Genomic DNA, 16,592 nt, shown 5'->3' on the forward strand with positions numbered 1-16,592 from the left:
CCGAGCGGAGACGAGTTCCGCGCGGAAATCGTGACGGAATTCGCGCGAATTCCGTCCCCCGCCCCTCGGCGAGTCAAAAGCTGAACATTGGGACATCCTTTCCGCTCGCGCCTTCTCGCCGCGCCGGGAATCGCGCACCCTTGCCCTCATGGCGCCGCGCCGGCTTTCGGCGTGCGCGACTATGGGAGGACAGATCATGCAACTTCATTCCTGCGGCCTCGCCGCCGGCCTTCTCGCCGTCTCCGCGGCCCTGCCCGCCACCGCGCAGGAGCTGACGGAAGCCTGGCGCACCGGCGGCTTCATGAGCCCTGAATCGGTCAGCTACGATGCCGGGACGGGCACGCTTTTCGTCACCAACATCAACAGCCCGGACATGAGCGCCAACGGCGAGGGCTATGTCAGCCAGCTCTCCATGGAGGGCGAGGTGATGAACGAGCAGTTCGTCACCGGCCTCAACGCGCCCAAGGGCACGCTGGTGGCGGACGGCATGCTCTATGTCGCCGGCGTCGAGGAGCTAGTCGCCATCGACATCGCCGCCGGCGAGGTGGCCGAGCGCTATTCCGCCCCCGGGGCCGGCTTCCTCAATGACGTCACCCAGACGGAGGACGGCACGATCTACGTCACCGAAACCGGCCAGGGCGCCATCTACGCCCTGCAGGACGGCGAGCTGACGCAGGTGCTGGCCGACCCGATGCTCGCCGGTGCCAACGGCATCGTCGCCGACGGCAACATGCTGAACGTCGCCACGATGGGCGACATCAGCGGCGGGTTCGAGAACCTGCAGCCCAGCAACGTCAAGGTGGTCGACACGGCCGACATGTCCGTCAGCGATTACGCCTCGCCCGAGGGCGTGGGCGCGCTCGACGGCATCGAGATGATGGACGGGCAGGTCATGGTGACCGACAACATGGGCGGCCGGCTCGTCTCCATCGCCGAGGATGGCACGGTGACGGAGCTCGCCTCCGTCGGCGGCGGCGCGGCGGATCACGAGTATATCCCGGAGGAGGGGATGGTGCTGATCCCCAACCTGCAGACGGGCGAGGTCGTCGCCTGGCAGATGAACTGACGGACGGGCGCTGCCGGCCCCGGCCGGTGGCGCCTATTCCGCCTGCGTCTCGAAGCGACCGGGCAGGCTGACCTCGAGGATCTCCAGATCCTCCGTCGGCTCGGCCCAGCGGGTCTTCATCCCCGGCGGGATCACGAAGGCATCGCCGGCGGAAAGCCGGTAGGGCTCCTTCCCCTCGCCCTCCAGCACCATCCGGCCTTCCATCACGAAGCCGAAGAGGATGTCGCCCTCGTGGCGCGCCCAGACCGGCTCGCCCTCGGCCCGGCGCACCACCTGCACACCGGCGACGCCGCCGGTGTTCTCGGCGATCGTCGTGTCCCGCGCCTGGTAGCCCGGCAAGCGGAAGGGGAACCACTCCGCCCCGTCGGCGAGGTTGTGGACGAAGCGCTGCCCGTCCCATTCCCGCTCCGGCCGGTAATCGGGCGTCGGCAGGGTCATCTCGTGGTCGATCTCGGTGACATGATCGGCCGGCACGCCGATCTCGATCACCTCGATCCCCTCGGAGGCCTCGACGACGCGGTGGCGGATCTGCGGCGGCTGGATGAAGCAGTCGCCGGCATAGAGACGGCGGAGGTCGCCCTGATCCTCGTAGAGCACGTCGACCCAGCCGCGGTAGCAGAAGATCAGCTGAAACCCGACCTTGTGGTAATGCACCATGTCCGGCACCGGCCCGCCATCGGGGATGCGGATGTGGCTGGCGATCATCGCGCCGCCGAGCCGCGTGGGGACCAGATCGCGGTACATCATCCCGGCCCGCCCGATGACCCAGGGCGCCTGGTCGGCGAGGCGGCGGACGACGAAGGCATGCTCCGTCTGCGGCAGGACGAGCGGCGGGTTCAGCTCCTCCACCGTCACGCGGGTGCCGCCGGGGCTGGTGAGCTCGCGCTGGCCGTCGGCGAACTCCCCGTCGGTGCGGATGCGGATGTGGCCGGGGGTGCCCTCCCCCTCCACCAGCCGCAGGCGCAGGCCGTGGCCGGACCAGGTGGCGACGGAGGGCGCATCGGCGGGGTAGATGCTGTCGAGCCGCATCCCCAGCACCTTGCCGAAGAAGCCCAAGTCCTCCCGCAGGTTGGCGGTGGTCAGCTCGACTTCGGCGCGGATCTCATCTGTCATGGCGCGATCATTGGCGCGCTGCTAGGAGATTGGCAAGCCGCCCCGGGGCAGGTAAGAGCGCAGGGCAGGGCAATAGTTTAATATTGAACAATCGGAGCAGGCGATGGACCGGCCGAAGGATTCCGCCCGCGAGGCGGCGCTGAACTACCACCGCTACCCCAAACCGGGGAAGCTGGAGATCCGCGCCACCAAGCCGCTCGCCAATGGGCGGGACCTCGCCCGCGCCTACTCCCCCGGCGTCGCCGAGGCCTGCCTCGAGATCAAGGCCGATGCGGTGACGGCCCGCGACTACACGGCGCGCGGCAACCTCGTCGCCGTCATCTCCAACGGCACGGCGGTGCTCGGCCTCGGCAATATCGGGGCGCTCGCGTCGAAGCCGGTGATGGAGGGCAAGGCCGTCCTCTTCAAGAAATTCGCCGATATCGACTGCTTCGACATCGAGGTGAACGAGAGCGACCCCGAGCGACTCGCCGACATCGTCTGCGCGCTGGAGCCGACCTTCGGCGCCGTGAACCTCGAGGACATCAAGGCGCCCGACTGCTTCATCGTCGAGAAGCTCTGCCGCGAGCGCATGAACATCCCCGTCTTCCATGACGATCAGCACGGCACCGCCATCGTCGTCGGCGCCGCCGCGACCAACGCGCTGCATGTCGCGGGCAAGAGCTTCGAGGACATCAAGGTCGTCTCCACCGGCGGCGGCGCGGCGGGCATCGCCTGCCTCAACATGCTGGTGAAGCTGGGCGTGAAGCGCGAGAACATCTGGCTCTGCGATCTGCACGGGCTGGTGCACGAGGGCCGGGCGGAGGACATGACGCCGCAGAAGGCGCTGTTCGCGCAAGGCGCCACCCCCGCCGGCCTGATCGACGTAATCGAGGGGGCCGACCTCTTCCTCGGTCTTTCCGGCCCCGGCGTGCTGACGGCCGAGATGGTGCGCAAGATGGCGCCGCAGCCGATCATCTTCGCCCTCGCCAACCCGAACCCCGAGATCCTGCCGGAAGAGGCACGCGCCGCGGCGCCCGACGCGCTGATCGCGACGGGGCGCTCGGACTACCCCAACCAGGTCAACAACGTGCTCTGCTTCCCCTTCATCTTCCGGGGGGCGCTGGACGTGGGCGCGACCGAGATCAACGACGAGATGCAGATCGCCTGTGTCGAGGGCATCGCGGCGCTGGCCCGCGCCACCACCTCGGCCGAGGCCGCCGCCGCCTATCAGGGCGAGAAGCTCACCTTCGGCGCCGATTACCTGATCCCCAAGCCCTTCGACCCGCGCCTGATGGAGATCGTCGCCACCGCCGTCGCCGAGGCGGCCATGGCCTCCGGCGTCGCCGCCCGGCCGCTGGAGGATATCCCCGCCTACAAGCGGCAGCTGCAGCACACGGTCTTCCGCTCCTCCTTCCTCATGCGCCCTGTCTTCGAGGCGGCGCGGACGGCGGAGCGGCGCATCGTCTTTGCCGAGGGCGAGGACGAGCGCGTGCTGCGCACCGCGCAGGCGATCGTGGAGGAGATGACGGACCAGCCGATCCTCATCGGCCGCCCCGAGGTGGTGGAGGCCCGCTGCGAGCGCGCCGGCCTGACGATCCGCCCCGGCCGCGACTTCCAGCTGGTGAACCCCGAGGACGACCCCCGCTACCGCGACTACTGGGAGACCTATCACCACCTGATGGCGCGGCGCGGCGTCTCCCCCGATCTGGCGCGGGCGATCATGCGCACCAACACCACCGCCATCGCGGCGGTCATGGTGCACAGAGGCGAGGCCGACAGCATGATCTGCGGCACCTTCGGGCAGTTCCTGTGGCACCTCAACTACGTCACCCAGGTGCTGGGGACGGAGGCGCTGACGCCGGTGGGCGCCCTGTCGCTGATGATCCTCGAGGACGGGCCGCTCTTCATCGCCGACACGCAGGTGAACCCCGAGCCGACCTCCGAGCAGATCGCCGAGACGGCCCGCGCCGCGGCCCGGCACGTCCGCCGCTTCGGGATGGAGCCGCAGGTGGCGCTCTGCTCGCATTCGCAGTTCGGCAACCTCGACACGGAGTCGGGCCGCAAGATGCGCGGCGCGCTGAAGATCCTCGACGGCCAGCCGCGCGACTTCGGCTACGAGGGCGAGATGCACATCGATGCCGCGCTCGACCTCGAGACGCGCGAGCGCATCTTCCCCGGCGGCCGGCTCACGGGAGAGGCGAATACGCTGATTTTCTCGAACGCCGACGCGGCCTCTGCGGTGCGCAACATCCTCAAGATGCGCGGCGGCGGGCTGGAGGTGGGGCCGATCCTCATGGGCATGGGCAATCGCGCCCACATCGTGACCCCCTCGATCACCGCCCGCGGGCTCCTCAACATCACCGCCCTCGCGGGGATGCCGGTGTCGCATTACGGCTGAGGCAGGGGGCGCTGGCGGCAAGAGTGCAGCGCCCAAGGTGGGTTACAAACCCACCCTACGTAGGGCCTCCGGAGCACCCGCCCGCCCGACCACGTAGGGTGGGTTTCCAACCCACCGCCTCCCCTCCCCCCGCCCGAACGCAGGGCGAGCGCCGGCCCGTGGGGTGGCGCTCCGACGGCGCCGCTGCGCACTTTATGCCCGCCAAGCCCCTCCCCGCCCTGAGCGACGCACCCGGCCCAACCACAGCGCCAGCCCGCCGGGACGGGCCCGGCGCTCGCCCGGCCCCTGCGGCGCGCTTACGGGCGGGGGAACAGCTCAACGGTATTGACCCCGCCGCCACCCGCCCGCAAACCCCCTTCCCCGCCGCAATCCCTTCCGTCTAACTGGCCCCACGGGATGCCAGGGAGGAGACCATGGGATACCGCGAGACCGATGACGCCTGGCGGGCGGATCCGGAGGGCTTCTGGGCCTCCGCCGCCGAGGCCGTGGACTGGCACCGCCCCGCCACCCGCATCGCGCCGGAGGGTCATGGCCCCTGGTTCGCCGATGCGGAGGTGAACAGCTGCTGGAACGCCGTCGACCGCCACGTCGCCGCCGGACGCGGCGCCGAGACGGCCATCATCCACGACAGCCCCGTCACCGGCACCACCACCCGCCTCACCTTCGCCGAGTTGCAGGAGAAGACGGCCCGCCTCGCCGGCGCCCTCTCCGCCCGCGGCGTCGGGCTCGGCGACCGGGTGATCATCTACATGCCGATGGTGCCCGAGGCGCTGATCGCGATGCTCGCCTGCGCCCGCATCGGCGCCATCCATTCCGTCGTCTTCGGCGGCTTCGCGGCGCACGAGCTGGCCCTGCGCATCAACGACGCGGCGCCCAAGGCGGTGCTCGCCGCCTCCTGCGGGATCGAGCCGACCCATGTCGTCCGCTACAAGCCGCTGCTCGACGCCGCCATCGAGGCGGCCCGTCACAAGCCGGAGGTCTGCCTCATCCTCCAGCGGGAGCCGGAACGTGCCGACCTCACCCCCGGCCGGGATGTCGACTGGCACGCGGCACAGGAGGGCGTCGCCCCCGCGCCCTGCGTCCCCGTTCCCGGCGACCACCCGGCCTACATCCTCTACACCTCCGGCACCACCGGCGCGCCCAAGGGTGTCGTGCGCCCCACGGCGGGGCACCTCGTCGCGCTCACATGGTCGATGCGGCACATCTACGATGCCGGCCCGGGGGACGTCTTCTGGGCCGCCTCCGACGTCGGCTGGGTCGTCGGGCACAGCTACATCTGCTACGCCCCGCTCTTCGCCGGCTGCACGACGCTGGTCTACGAGGGCAAGCCCGTCGGCACCCCCGATGCCGGCGCCTTCTGGCGGGTGATGCAGGATCACCGGGTGAAGAGCTTCTTCACCGCCCCCACCGCGCTCCGCGCCATCAAGCGCGTCGACCCTACGGGGGAGCTGGTGCCCGGCTATGACCTCTCGGCCCTGCGCACGCTCTTCCTCGCCGGCGAGCGGGCCGATCCGGACACCCTCGCCTGGGCGGAGCGGCACCTCGGCGTCCCCGTGATCGACCATTGGTGGCAGACAGAGACGGGCTGGGCGATCGCCGCCAATCCCTGGGGGCTGGAGCGGCTGCCGATCAAGCCCGGCTCCCCCTCCGTCCCCATGCCCGGCTACGACGTGCAGGTGCTGGACGAGGCCGGCCAGCCCGTCCCTCCCGGCACCCTCGGCGCCATCGCGATCAAGCTGCCCCTGCCGCCCGGCTGCCTGCCGACGCTGTGGAACGCCGAGGCGCGCTTCCACAAGAGCTACCTTGGCCGCTTCCCCGGCTACTACGAGACGGGCGATGCCGGCTACATCGACGACGACGGCTACATCTTCGTCATGGCCCGCACCGACGACGTCATCAACGTCGCCGGCCACCGCCTCTCCACCGGCGCGATGGAGGAGGTGATCTCCGCCCTCCCCGATGTCGGAGAATGCGCGGTGATCGGCGTGGCGGACGAGGTGAAGGGCCAGCTGCCGATGGGCTTTCTCTGCCTCAACCGCGGCTGCCCCCGCCCGCCGGAAGAGGTCGCCGCCGAGGCCGTCGCCGCCGTCCGGCGGGAGATCGGCCCCGTCGCCGCCTTCAAGCTGGCGGTGGTGGTGGAGCGTCTGCCGAAGACCCGCTCGGGCAAGATCCTCCGCGCCACGATGGCCAGGCTCGCCGACGGCGAGCCCTTCCGCCTGCCCGCCACCATCGACGACCCGGCGATCCTGGAGGAGGTGCGGGCGGCGCTGGCGACGCTCGGCTACCCCCGTAGCGCTTGAAGGCGCGCCGCCGGCGCCCCACCTGTGATCCAGATCAAGGCGCGCCCGCGCCCCCGGCGCCAGGATGGCGCCGCGGACTGACAGGAGGACGGACATGACGGACCAGAACAATGAAGTTGTGACCGAGGAAGTCGAAGTCTCCTCGGACAACCTGATGGACAAGGTGAAGGCCTGGGCGAAGGACGCCTCGGTCAAGCGCGTGCGGATCAAGGAGCCTGACGGCGACATCGCGGTCGACCTGCCGCTGACGGTCGGCGCGCTGGCCGGGGGCGCCCTCGTGCTCGCCGCCCCCGCCCTCGCCATCGTCGGCGCCATCGCCGGCGCCTTCGCGAAGGTCACGGTGGAAGTGGTGCGCGACCCCAACGAGCCGCGCGAAACCTGACCGGAGCCCTCAGTCAGGGTGGGCCGCCCGCAACGCGCCCCCCTGTCTTTGGTCCTAAAAATCCCGGGGGTCGCCATTGAGTGCGCCATTGGTTCAAGCACCAATGGCGACGGCAGAGCCCCGGGTCTCTCAGCCCGCGCCGTCACCCACCCCCGAAGGCGCGCCGCACGAGACGGCCCATCAGGGCCGGCGAGGGATCACGCGAACTGCTCGCGAATGAGCCGCTCCTCCAGCCCGTGCCCGGGATCGAAGAGCAGCCGGTGCGAGATCTGCGGCTGCGTGCGCACGTCGACGCGCGCCACGTGCCGCGCCGCCCGGCTATCGGCATCCGCCATGACCGGCCGCTTCTTCGGCTCGATCACCTCGAAGGTCACCAGCGCCGAGGCCGGCAGGATCGCCCCGCGCCAGCGACGCGGCCGGAAGGGGGCGATGGCCGTCAGCGCCAGCACCTCGGAGCGGATCGGCAGCACCGGCCCGTGCGCCGAGTAATTGTAGGCCGTCGAGCCCGCCGGCGTCGCCACCAGCGCCCCGTCGCAGACCAGCTCCGCCAGCCGGAGCCGCCCGTCGACGAAGATGCGCAGCTTCGCCGCCTGCGGCCCGGCGCGCAGCAGCGAGACCTCGTTGATGGCCAGCGCCTCCAGCACCTCGCCCTCCACGGTCTCTGCCCGCATGGAGAGGGGGTGCAGCACCGCCTCCTCGGCGCCGCGCAGCCGGTCGGGCAGGCCCTCCTCGTGGTACTCGTTCATCATGAAACCAACGGTGCCGCGGTTCATCCCGTAGACGGGCGTGCCGCGCAGCTCCGTCTCGTGCAGCGTCTGCAGCATGAAGCCGTCGCCGCCCAGCGCCACGATCACGTCCGCCTCGTCGGTCGCCACCTCGCCGTAGCGCGCCGCCAGCCGCTCGCGGCTTTCGGCGGCGATGGGCGCGTCGCTGGCGACGAAGGCGATCTTCAGGTCCACGGGGAGCATCCGGTCCAGGCTTGGGCATCTTCGGGGCGGCACCGCCCCGGCGGGGGGAGTGTTGGGCGAGGGCCTGCCGAAAGGCAAGCCCGCCCTCCCCCTCAGATCTCCGCCCGGCCCATCACCTCCAGCTCATGCACCATCACCCCCGGCAGCGCCGCGGCCAGCGCCCGCGGGCTCTGCTCCAGCACCGGCATCGTCCCGTAATGCCCCGGCACGATGTGCCGGAAGTCGAACCAGCGCTTCGCCGCGAAGGCCGCCTGGCGCATGTCCATCGTGAAATGCCCGCCGCAGGAGAGGATGCCGATGTCCGGCCGGTGATGGGCGCCGATCCACTCCATGTCGGCCATCAGCGAGGTGTCGCCGCTGATGTAGATCACGTGCCCCTCGCCCTCGACGACGAAGCCCGCCGGGTCCCCCGCCGGCAGGATCCCCTCCCCCGTCCAGTCGATGGAGGAGGAGTGGCTGGCCGGCACCATCGTCACCGTCACCTCGCCCACACGCACCGTCCCGCCCATGTTCATGCGCACGACATTGTTGCTGCGCGCCTCCAGCCACTTCGCCAGCTCGTGGATGGCGACGATCGGCACGCCGGCGTCGGCGGCGATCAGCTCCACCTCCGAGGCGTGATCGTGGTGGCCGTGGGTGAGGAGCACCTTCGTGGCGCCGGCCCCCGCCTCCGCCCGCCGCTCGTTGGGGAAGACGGGGTTCCCCTCCAGCCACGGGTCGACGAGCAGGACCTCCCCGGCGATCTCGATGCGGAAGGAGCCATGGCCGAGCCAGATGATATTCATGTCGCGTTCCTCCTGTTAGACCCCGACGATAGGATGATCGGAGGGTGGGGGAAGCCATGAACTGGTCGGAGCAGATCGACATCTACTGCGAGCGGCTGGGCCCCGGCTTCTGGGCGGAGCCGCTGAACGCCGTCACCAACGCCGCCTTCCTCGCCGCCGCCCTGCTCCTCTGGCCGCGCTCCCGCGGCCATCGCCCGGCGGAGCTGCTCTGCGCGATCCTCTTCGTGATCAGCATCGGCTCCTTCCTCTTCCACACCTTCGCGACCCAATGGGCCTCGCTGGCGGATACGGCGCCCATCGGCATCTTCATCCTCGTCTATCTCTTCCTCGTGCACCGGCAATTCCTGGGCCTGCCGCTCTGGGGCGCCCTCCTCGCCACCGCCGGCTTCGCGCCCTACGCGGCGATCATGGTGCCCGTCCTCGACCGGCTGCCCTTCTTCGCCATCTCCGACTTCTACTGGACCGTCCCGCTCCTCCTCTTCGTCTACGCCCTCGCGCTCCGCCGGCGGATGCCCCACGTCGCCCGTGGCCTCGCCATCGGCGGCGCGATCCTGTCGCTCTCCATCACCATCCGCTCGTTGGACATGGCCCTCTGCCCCGCCTGGCCCGTCGGCACGCACTTCCTCTGGCACGCGCTCAACGCGCTGATGCTGGGCTGGATGATCCACGTCTGGCTCGGCTGGCGGGCGCGCCGCCCGGGCCCCGGGCGCCTTGCAGGAGCGCAGGCGCCGGGCTAAACGGCCTCCTGATCTTTCAGGACCAGCGAGGCCCCCATGTCGATCGACGAAGGCACCGCGGCGCGCGTCGCCAAGCTCGCCCGCATCCAGGTGGCGCCGGAGCGTCTGCCGGCGCTGGCGGAGGAATTCTCCGCCATCCTCGGCTTCATCGAGCAGCTGAACGAGGTGGACGTGGACGGTGTGGAGCCCATGGTCTCCGTCACGCCCATGCGCCTCAAGCGCCGGGAGGACGTGGTGACGGACGGCGGCCAGCAAAAAGCCGTGCTGGCGAACGCGCCCGACGCGCGCGAGGGTTTCTTTGCCGTGCCGAAGGTGGTGGAATGACCGAGTTCCGCACCATCGCCGCCGCCCGCGACGCCCTGCGCAAGGGCGACGTCTCCGCTACCGAGCTGGCGGAGGAGTACATCGCCCGCGTCGAGGGCGCGGATGCCCTCAACGCCTTTGTCCACAAGACGCCCGAGATTGCCCGCGAGCAGGCCGCGGCCGCCGATGCGCGGCTGAAGGCGGGGGACGCGCCCAGCCTCTGCGGCATCCCGCTCGGCATCAAGGATCTGTTCTGCACCAAGGGCGTGCCCTCCCAGGCCGCCTCGAAGATCCTCACCGACTTCCGCCCCGAGTACGAGAGCACCGTCACGACCAAGCTCTTCGCCGACGGTGCCGTCATGCTCGGCAAGCTGAACATGGACGAATTCGCCATGGGCAGCTCCAACGAGACCTCCACCTACGGCGACGCGGTGAACCCATGGCGCCGCGGCAATGACGAGACGAAACTGACGCCCGGCGGCTCCTCCGGCGGCTCGGCCTCTGCCGTCTCCGCCGATCTCTGCCTCGGCGCGACGGGCACCGATACCGGCGGCTCCATCCGCCAGCCGGCCGCCTTCACCGGCATCACGGGGCTGAAGCCCACCTACGGGCGCGTCTCCCGCTTCGGCATCATCGCCTTCGCCTCCTCGCTCGATCAGGCCGGGCCGATGGCGCGCGACGTGCGCGACTGCGCCATCATGCTCTCCGCCATGGCCGGGCATGACGCCAAGGACAGCACCTCGGCCGACCTCGCCGTGCCGGATTTCGAGGCGATGCTCGACGGCGACATCAAGGGCAAGGTCATCGGCATCCCGCGCGAGTATCGCATGGACGGGATGCCGGAAGAGATCGAGGCGCTCTGGGCCGAAGGCCGCAAGATGATGGAGGCGGCGGGCGCCACGCTCCGCGACATCTCCCTGCCGCACACGAAGTATGCCCTTCCGACATATTACGTGATCGCCCCCGCCGAGGCCTCCTCGAACCTCGCCCGCTACGACGGTGTCCGCTTCGGGCGCCGCGCGCAGCTCGCGCAGGGCGACGGCATCACCGAGATGTACGAGAAGACGCGCGCCGAAGGCTTCGGCGACGAGGTGCAGCGCCGCGTCATGATCGGCACCTACGTGCTCTCCGCCGGCTTCTACGACGCCTATTACAACCGCGCCCGCAAGGTCCGCACGCTGATCAAGCGGGACTTCGAGCAGGCCTTCGCGGACGGCGTCGACGCCATCCTGACGCCCGCCACCCCCTCCGCCGCCTTCGGGCTGGGCGAGATGGCGGAGGCGGACCCGGTGCAGATGTACCTCAACGACGTCTTCACGGTGACGGTCAACCTCGCCGGCCTGCCGGGCATCGCGGTGCCCACGGGGCAGAGCGCGCAGGGCCTGCCGCTGGGGCTGCAGCTCATCGGCAAGCCTTGGGAAGAGGGCGAGTTGCTGAATGCCGCCTACGCACTGGAGCGTGAGGCGGGCTTTGTGGAAAAGCCCGCGAAGTGGTGGTAAGGGACACCCCCAACCATCCCAACTGAGAGTCGGGCCGTGACAAAACTGCGTTCCCTTGCGATGGCGGCGGGCCTGCCGCTGCTGCTTGCCGCGTGTAGCGACAGGCCGGCGGGGGAATGGCCGTCGGACGAGTACGCTGCCTACGAGATGCAGCGCGCCGAGGCGGAAGCCGCCGCGGCCGCGCCCGCGCAGCAGCCGACGGTGAGCCCCTCCGAGGTCTTCGCCGCGCCCACCCCGACGCAGACCCTGCCGCCCGCCGGCGGCGGGATCAGCAGCAACGAGCTGGCCGCGGCCGGCATCGGCGGCACCGGAGCCCCCGCGACGACGGGCTCCCCCCCCACCGCCACGCCGGGGCTGACGCCCGCTGCGCCGATGCAGACCGTCTCGCCCGAGGCGAGCTACCTCAACAACGACGTGGTGCGCGCCGGTGTCGAGGCCTCGCCCTCCAACGCCGCGCCCTCCGTCATCAACAACCCCGGCATCTCCGACGAGCAGGATTTCAACGCGGTCGCCAGCCGCGAGACCATCGAATCGGATGCCGAGCGCCTCGCGGAGAACGCTGCGCAGTACCAGGTCGTCCAGCCCACCGCCCTGCCGGAGCGGACGACGGAGACGGGGCCGAACATCGTCGAATACGCGCTCGGCGCGCCGAACCGGAAGGGGCAGGAGTGGTACTCCCGCTCGATCATCCAGATCCCCAACCAGTTCGAGCGCAACTGCGCCAGCTACAACTCGCCCGACGAGGCGCAGCGCGATTTCCTCGCCCGTGGCGGGCCGAACCGTGACCCCAAGGGGATCGACCCCGATGGCGACGGCTTCGCCTGCGGCTGGGATCCGGCCCCCTTCCTCGCCGCCGTGGGACGGGGGTGAACGGGCCCGCGCCCAACGTCACCCCCTATCCTTCCGCCAACGCGGGCGAGCGGCGGCCCGGCTCCCACCTCGACATGGTGGTGCTCCACTACACCGTCCTCGATCTCTCCGAGACGCTGGACCGGCTTTGTGACCCGGCCGCCGAGGTCTCCGCCCATTACGTGATCGCCGGCGAGGGCGAGGTGCTGCAGCTCGTCGGCGAGGAGCGGCGGGCCTGGCATGCCGGCGCCGGCCGCTGGGGTGGGGTGGCGGACGTCAACTCCCACTCCCTCGGGATCGAGCTGGTCAACGACGGCCGCGCCCCCTTCCCCGCGCCGCAGATGCTGGCGCTGGAGCGGCTGCTGGCCGCGCTGATGGCGCGCCACGACATCCCGCCCGAGCGCGTCATCGGCCATTCCGACATGGCACCGGGCCGCAAGAGCGACCCCGGCCCCCGCTTCGACTGGCGGCGCCTCGCCCGGCAGCGCCTCTCCGTCTGGCCGGCCTCCGGGGCCCGCGCCCCGCTGGATGAGCTGCAGCCCGCCCTCGTCGCCTTCGGCTACGATTCGTCGCTGGGAGAGACGGCCCGCCTCTCCGCCTTCCGCCGCCGCTTCTTCCCCGGCCGCGCCGGGCCACCGGCCGCCGACGAGGCGGGCGCGGCCGTCGATCTCGCCCGCCGCTTTCCCGTTGACGCAAAGCCCGCCCGGGCCTAGAGCGCGCGGGCGCGGAGGGCCGGACGGCCGCGGGGCAACTCGAGGAAAGTCCGGACTCCATCAGGCAGCGGTGCCGGGTAACGCCCGGCCGGGGCAACCCGAGGGACAGCGCCACAGAGAACAGACCGCCGGGACGCAGTCCCGGTAAGGGTGAAACGGTGGGGCAAGAGCCCACCGGGGGGCCGGCAACGGCGCCCGCATGGCAAGCCCCACCGGGAGCAATGCCGAATAGGGGCCGCGCGCCGCCCCTCCCGCAAGGGAGGACGGCAGGGATGCTTGATCCCGAGCGGTCCGGGTTGGCAGCATGAGTGGCGGAGCAATCCGTCGCCACAGATGAATGGCCGTCGCCGGGGCGCAAGCTCCGGGCACAGAATCCGGCTTACAGGCCCTCCGCGCATATCTGCCCCCACGGGACGCCCCGCCTTGACAGTCGCCTGCGGGTGCGTAAAAGGCGGGTTTCAGGATTTCACGCGTGTGGCCGCAGGGCGCGCCGCCCCACCCGCAAGGAGAGTGACATGGCCAAACCGGCAACCATCAAGATCCGCCTCAACTCCACGGCGGACACCGGGCACTTCTACGTGACGAAGAAGAACGCCAAGACGATGACCGACAAGATGAGCGTGCGGAAGTACGACCCCGTCGCCCGCAAGCATGTCGAGTACAAGGAAGGCAAGATCAAGTAATCTTGCCTCCATCGAGGGACTTATGGCCGCACCTTCGGGGGCGGCCTTTTTCGTTCCGGCCTGCCGGGGGCGGGCCGGCCCCGTGGAGAGAGTGCCCATGCCCGCCGCCAGCGCCCCAGCCGCCCTGAGCATCCGCCCCGCCACGGGGGCCGACATCGCGGGTATCGACGCTATGATGGGGCGGGCCTGGTCCCGGCAGATGGCCGGCGCCTACCCGCCCTCGCTGCTGATTCTCGCCGTCCCCTACATCTCCCGCGCGCAGCCGGCGCTCGTCACCTCCGGCCGCTACTACGTGGCCGAAGAGGCGGGCCGCATCCTCGGCGCCGGCGGCTGGAGCGGGGGAGAGGCGGGGCGGGGCGACGTGCGCCACGTCGCCGTGGATGCCTCTGCCGCCGGCCGCGGCATCGGGCGGGCGCTGATGGAGCGCAGCATCGCCGCCGCGCGGGACGCCGGCGTGACGCGGCTGAACTGCACTGCCACGCTCAACGCCGTCCCCTTCTACGAGGCCGTGGGCTTCCGCGCCCTCGGCCCCACCTCCGTCCGCCTCGGACCGGCCCTGTCGCTGCCCTGCACCGCCATGGTGCGGGAGCTGTAGGCCCGGGGGCCCGCCACACCGCTGATCTGGCCTGCGCAAAAGAAAAGGGCCGGCAGATGCCGGCCCTTCCCGATCTCTCGGTCCACTGCGGGGCTTATTCGCGGGCGGCGCCCATGAATTGCAGCAGGAACATGAAGAGGTTGATGAAGTCGAGGTAGAGGTTCAGCGCGCCCATGATGGCGGCCTTGCCCAGCCACTCCTGATCGCCATGCGAGGCATGGGCGATGTAGGTGTTCTTGATGTTCTGCGTGTCGTAGGCGGTCAGGCCCGCGAAGATCAGCACGCCAAGGGCGGAGATCGCGAACATGATCGCTTCGGACTGCAGGAAGATGTTCACGATCGAGCCGATGATCAGGCCGACCACGCCCATGATCAGGAACGATCCCCAGCCGGAGATGTCCTTCTTCGTCGTGTAGCCCCAAAGCGACAGCGCCGCGAAGGAGGCGGCCGTCACGAGGAACGTTTGCACGATCGAGAAGCCGGTGAAGATCAGGAAGATCGAGCTGATCGACACGCCCATCACGGCGGCGAAGGCGTAGAACACCGTCTGCGCCGTGGCGGCGGACATGCGGTTGATCCCCGCGGAGAAGCCGAACACGAAGAGCAGCGGCGCGAACATGATGAGCCACTTCAGCGGCGAGCCGTAGATGGCGTAGCCGAAGCTCGTCAGATACGTGTCCGCCCCGATCTGCGCCGAGGCGCCCGAGGGATCGCTGGTGACGGCAAGGCCGGAGATCGCCCAAGAGGCGAGAGCCGTGATCACCATGCCGATCGACATGGTGCCGTAGACCTTGCTCATGTGGGAGCGCAGGCCCTCGTCAATCGCAGCGGTGCGGGCGCCCGTGACGGGCCGCGCATATCTTGGTTGTGCCATCAAAGACCTCCTGACAAGCCGGTACCACCCACGGCAACCTGCCGTGGGGATTTGCTCAAGATATGAGGGGACGCGCGCCGCATTTCAAGACTGTCGAGGCCGGGAAGCTGACCTTTCGTAAGCCGCCGGTCAGCGGCGCCAGGTGGCGGGCACGTCCCAGAACGGGCGGCCGGCCTCGCACGCCGCGTCATCCGCGGTGAGGCCCAGATCGGCAAGGCGCGTCTCGTCCAGCCCGGAGAGGGCGCGGCGCTGCAGCCAGACGCCGTGCATCGAGGCAAGCGCCGCCGCGGCGGGCAGGCGCATGGCGAGGGGGGAGAAGATGTTCAGAACGGCAGACATGGGAGATATCCGTGGAATGTGTGATGTGATGTGAGTCTGTATCTCGATGCTTGATATATCGAAGAGAGGCTGCCAAAAGAAAAACGAATGTTGCTCATCCCAATCATCAGGATCCTTGATATGCCCCGGAACCTCGACATGGTGGCCCTCCGCTCCTTCGTCGCCGTCGCCGAGACCGGCGGCGTGACGCGGGCGGCGGGCTTTTTGAACCTCACGCAATCGGCCGTCTCCATGCAGCTCAAGCGGCTGGAGGAGAGCATGAACCTCTCGCTCTTCGAGCGGGCCGGGCGCGGCGTGGCGCTGACGGCGGCGGGCGAACAGCTCCTCTCCTATGCCCGCCGGATGTTGCGGCTGAATGACGAGATCTACGCCCGCCTGACGGCGCAGGAGTTCGAGGGCGAGGTGGTGCTGGGCGTGCCGCACGATGTCATCTACCCCGCTATCCCGCTGGTGCTGCAGAAGTTCGCCGCCGACTTCCCGCGCGTGCGCGTGCAGCTGCTCTCCTCCTTCACGCGGCGGCTGGTGAGCCAGTTTTCCCGCGGCGAGGCCGACGTGATCCTGACGACGGAGAGCGAGCTGCGCGAGGGCGGCGAGACGCTGGCGGAGCGTCCGCTCGTGTGGCTCGGCGCGCCCGGCGGCGAGGCATGGAAGCAGCGGCCGCTGCGGCTGGCCTACGAGCAGGAATGCATCTTCCGCCTCGGCGTGCAGGAGCGGCTCGACCGGGATGGCGTGGAGTGGGAGATGGCAGTGAGCTCCAACTCCTCCCGCACGATCGAGGCGACGGTCAGCGCCGACCTCGCCGTGCACACGATGATCGAGGGCACCGAGCCCCGGCATTTCGAGCGCATCCAGCACGGCGGCGCCCTGCCGGAGCTCTGGCCGGTGAAGGTGAACATGTACGCCTCCGACCAGGGCGGCCCGCCGGTGGCGGCGCTGGCGGACATGCTGCGGCAGGCCTATCTCGCCGGGTAGCCGGAAGGTGGGTTGAAAACCCACCCAACGGGGC

17 protein-coding genes and 1 other RNA gene are annotated in these 16,592 nt (G+C 70.1%); 13 read left to right on the plus strand and 5 right to left on the minus strand.

Annotation, left to right across the window (positions count from 1 at the left end; all coding sequences use genetic code 11):
* Positions 1–196: 196 nt before the first annotated feature.
* On the plus strand, positions 197–1,066 hold the full coding sequence (locus GY170_RS15940) for an SMP-30/gluconolactonase/LRE family protein (protein ID WP_163895454.1): 870 nt from the start codon (positions 197–199) through the stop codon (positions 1,064–1,066).
* 33 nt (positions 1,067–1,099) lie between these two features.
* On the opposite strand, the gene GY170_RS15945 is transcribed toward GY170_RS15940, so the two are convergent.
* Positions 1,100–2,179: a cupin domain-containing protein gene (locus GY170_RS15945; protein WP_163895456.1), complete on the minus strand. Its 1,080-nt coding sequence runs from the start codon at positions 2,177–2,179 to the stop codon at positions 1,100–1,102.
* A 103-nt stretch (positions 2,180–2,282) separates the two neighbouring features.
* Here GY170_RS15945 and GY170_RS15950 point away from each other — a divergent pair, with 103 nt between their 5' ends.
* The 3 genes from GY170_RS15950 to GY170_RS15960 all read left to right on the plus strand — a co-directional run bounded on the left by GY170_RS15950 (position 2,283) and on the right by GY170_RS15960 (position 7,241).
* A complete protein-coding gene (locus tag GY170_RS15950; protein WP_163895458.1) occupies positions 2,283–4,559 on the plus strand; it encodes an NADP-dependent malic enzyme in 2,277 nt (758 codons plus the stop codon).
* Positions 4,560–4,972: 413 nt separating this feature from the next.
* A complete protein-coding gene (locus GY170_RS15955) occupies positions 4,973–6,859 on the plus strand; it encodes an AMP-binding protein (RefSeq protein ID WP_163895460.1) in 1,887 nt (628 codons plus the stop codon).
* 94 nt (positions 6,860–6,953) lie between these two features.
* Complete coding sequence (locus tag GY170_RS15960) at positions 6,954–7,241, plus strand: DUF4342 domain-containing protein (RefSeq protein WP_163895462.1); 288 nt, start codon at positions 6,954–6,956, stop codon at positions 7,239–7,241.
* Positions 7,242–7,438: 197 nt separating this feature from the next.
* Here GY170_RS15960 and GY170_RS15965 read toward each other — a convergent pair whose 3' ends face one another.
* Positions 7,439–8,209, minus strand: coding sequence for an NAD kinase (locus tag GY170_RS15965; RefSeq protein ID WP_203531361.1), 771 nt, complete (start codon positions 8,207–8,209; stop codon positions 7,439–7,441).
* A 92-nt stretch (positions 8,210–8,301) separates the two neighbouring features.
* The gene (locus tag GY170_RS15970) at positions 8,302–8,994 is read right to left on the minus strand and encodes a metal-dependent hydrolase (RefSeq protein WP_163895466.1); all 693 of its coding nucleotides are present in this window, start codon (positions 8,992–8,994) and stop codon (positions 8,302–8,304) included.
* A gap of 56 nt (positions 8,995–9,050) precedes the next feature.
* Here GY170_RS15970 and GY170_RS15975 point away from each other — a divergent pair, with 56 nt between their 5' ends.
* The 8 genes from GY170_RS15975 (at position 9,051) to GY170_RS16010 (ending at position 14,373) form a co-directional block, all read left to right on the plus strand.
* A complete protein-coding gene (locus tag GY170_RS15975; RefSeq protein WP_163895468.1) occupies positions 9,051–9,731 on the plus strand; it encodes a ceramidase domain-containing protein in 681 nt (226 codons plus the stop codon).
* A 36-nt stretch (positions 9,732–9,767) separates the two neighbouring features.
* Positions 9,768–10,055: an Asp-tRNA(Asn)/Glu-tRNA(Gln) amidotransferase subunit GatC gene (gatC, locus tag GY170_RS15980; protein WP_163895470.1), complete on the plus strand. Its 288-nt coding sequence runs from the start codon at positions 9,768–9,770 to the stop codon at positions 10,053–10,055.
* A complete protein-coding gene (gatA, locus tag GY170_RS15985) occupies positions 10,052–11,533 on the plus strand; it encodes an Asp-tRNA(Asn)/Glu-tRNA(Gln) amidotransferase subunit GatA (RefSeq protein WP_163895472.1) in 1,482 nt (493 codons plus the stop codon). Before gatC ends, gatA begins: the two co-directional genes overlap by 4 nt.
* 36 nt (positions 11,534–11,569) lie before the next feature.
* Positions 11,570–12,403 carry a hypothetical protein gene (locus tag GY170_RS15990; RefSeq protein WP_235937855.1) on the plus strand — a complete coding sequence of 278 codons (834 nt, stop codon included), beginning with the start codon at positions 11,570–11,572 and terminating at the stop codon, positions 12,401–12,403.
* Between the two features lie 74 nt (positions 12,404–12,477).
* Positions 12,478–13,095 (plus strand): N-acetylmuramoyl-L-alanine amidase, encoded by a 618-nt coding sequence (locus tag GY170_RS15995; protein WP_163896276.1) that lies wholly within the window; start codon positions 12,478–12,480, stop codon positions 13,093–13,095.
* Between the two features lie 11 nt (positions 13,096–13,106).
* Positions 13,107–13,493: RNase P RNA component class A (rnpB, locus tag GY170_RS16000), an RNA gene on the plus strand.
* 117 nt (positions 13,494–13,610) lie between these two features.
* Complete coding sequence (gene rpmG, locus GY170_RS16005) at positions 13,611–13,778, plus strand: 50S ribosomal protein L33 (protein WP_163895475.1); 168 nt, start codon at positions 13,611–13,613, stop codon at positions 13,776–13,778.
* Between the two features lie 97 nt (positions 13,779–13,875).
* Positions 13,876–14,373, plus strand: coding sequence for a GNAT family N-acetyltransferase (locus tag GY170_RS16010; protein ID WP_163895476.1), 498 nt, complete (start codon positions 13,876–13,878; stop codon positions 14,371–14,373).
* A 94-nt stretch (positions 14,374–14,467) separates the two neighbouring features.
* Here the strand turns inward: GY170_RS16010 and GY170_RS16015 are convergent, their stop codons facing one another.
* Positions 14,468–15,247 carry a Bax inhibitor-1/YccA family protein gene (locus tag GY170_RS16015; RefSeq protein WP_163895491.1) on the minus strand — a complete coding sequence of 260 codons (780 nt, stop codon included), beginning with the start codon at positions 15,245–15,247 and terminating at the stop codon, positions 14,468–14,470.
* 129 nt (positions 15,248–15,376) lie between these two features.
* Entirely contained in the window at positions 15,377–15,586 is a 210-nt protein-coding gene (locus GY170_RS16020) for a DUF1127 domain-containing protein (RefSeq protein ID WP_235924227.1), read from the minus strand.
* A gap of 120 nt (positions 15,587–15,706) precedes the next feature.
* Here GY170_RS16020 and GY170_RS16025 point away from each other — a divergent pair, with 120 nt between their 5' ends.
* Positions 15,707–16,558, plus strand: coding sequence for a LysR family transcriptional regulator (locus GY170_RS16025; RefSeq protein WP_163895493.1), 852 nt, complete (start codon positions 15,707–15,709; stop codon positions 16,556–16,558).
* Positions 16,559–16,592: the final 34 nt, after the last annotated feature.

Source organism: Pseudoroseicyclus tamaricis (assembly GCF_012070395.1).
GTDB classification, from domain to species: Bacteria; Pseudomonadota; Alphaproteobacteria; order Rhodobacterales; family Rhodobacteraceae; genus Pseudoroseicyclus_A; species Pseudoroseicyclus_A tamaricis.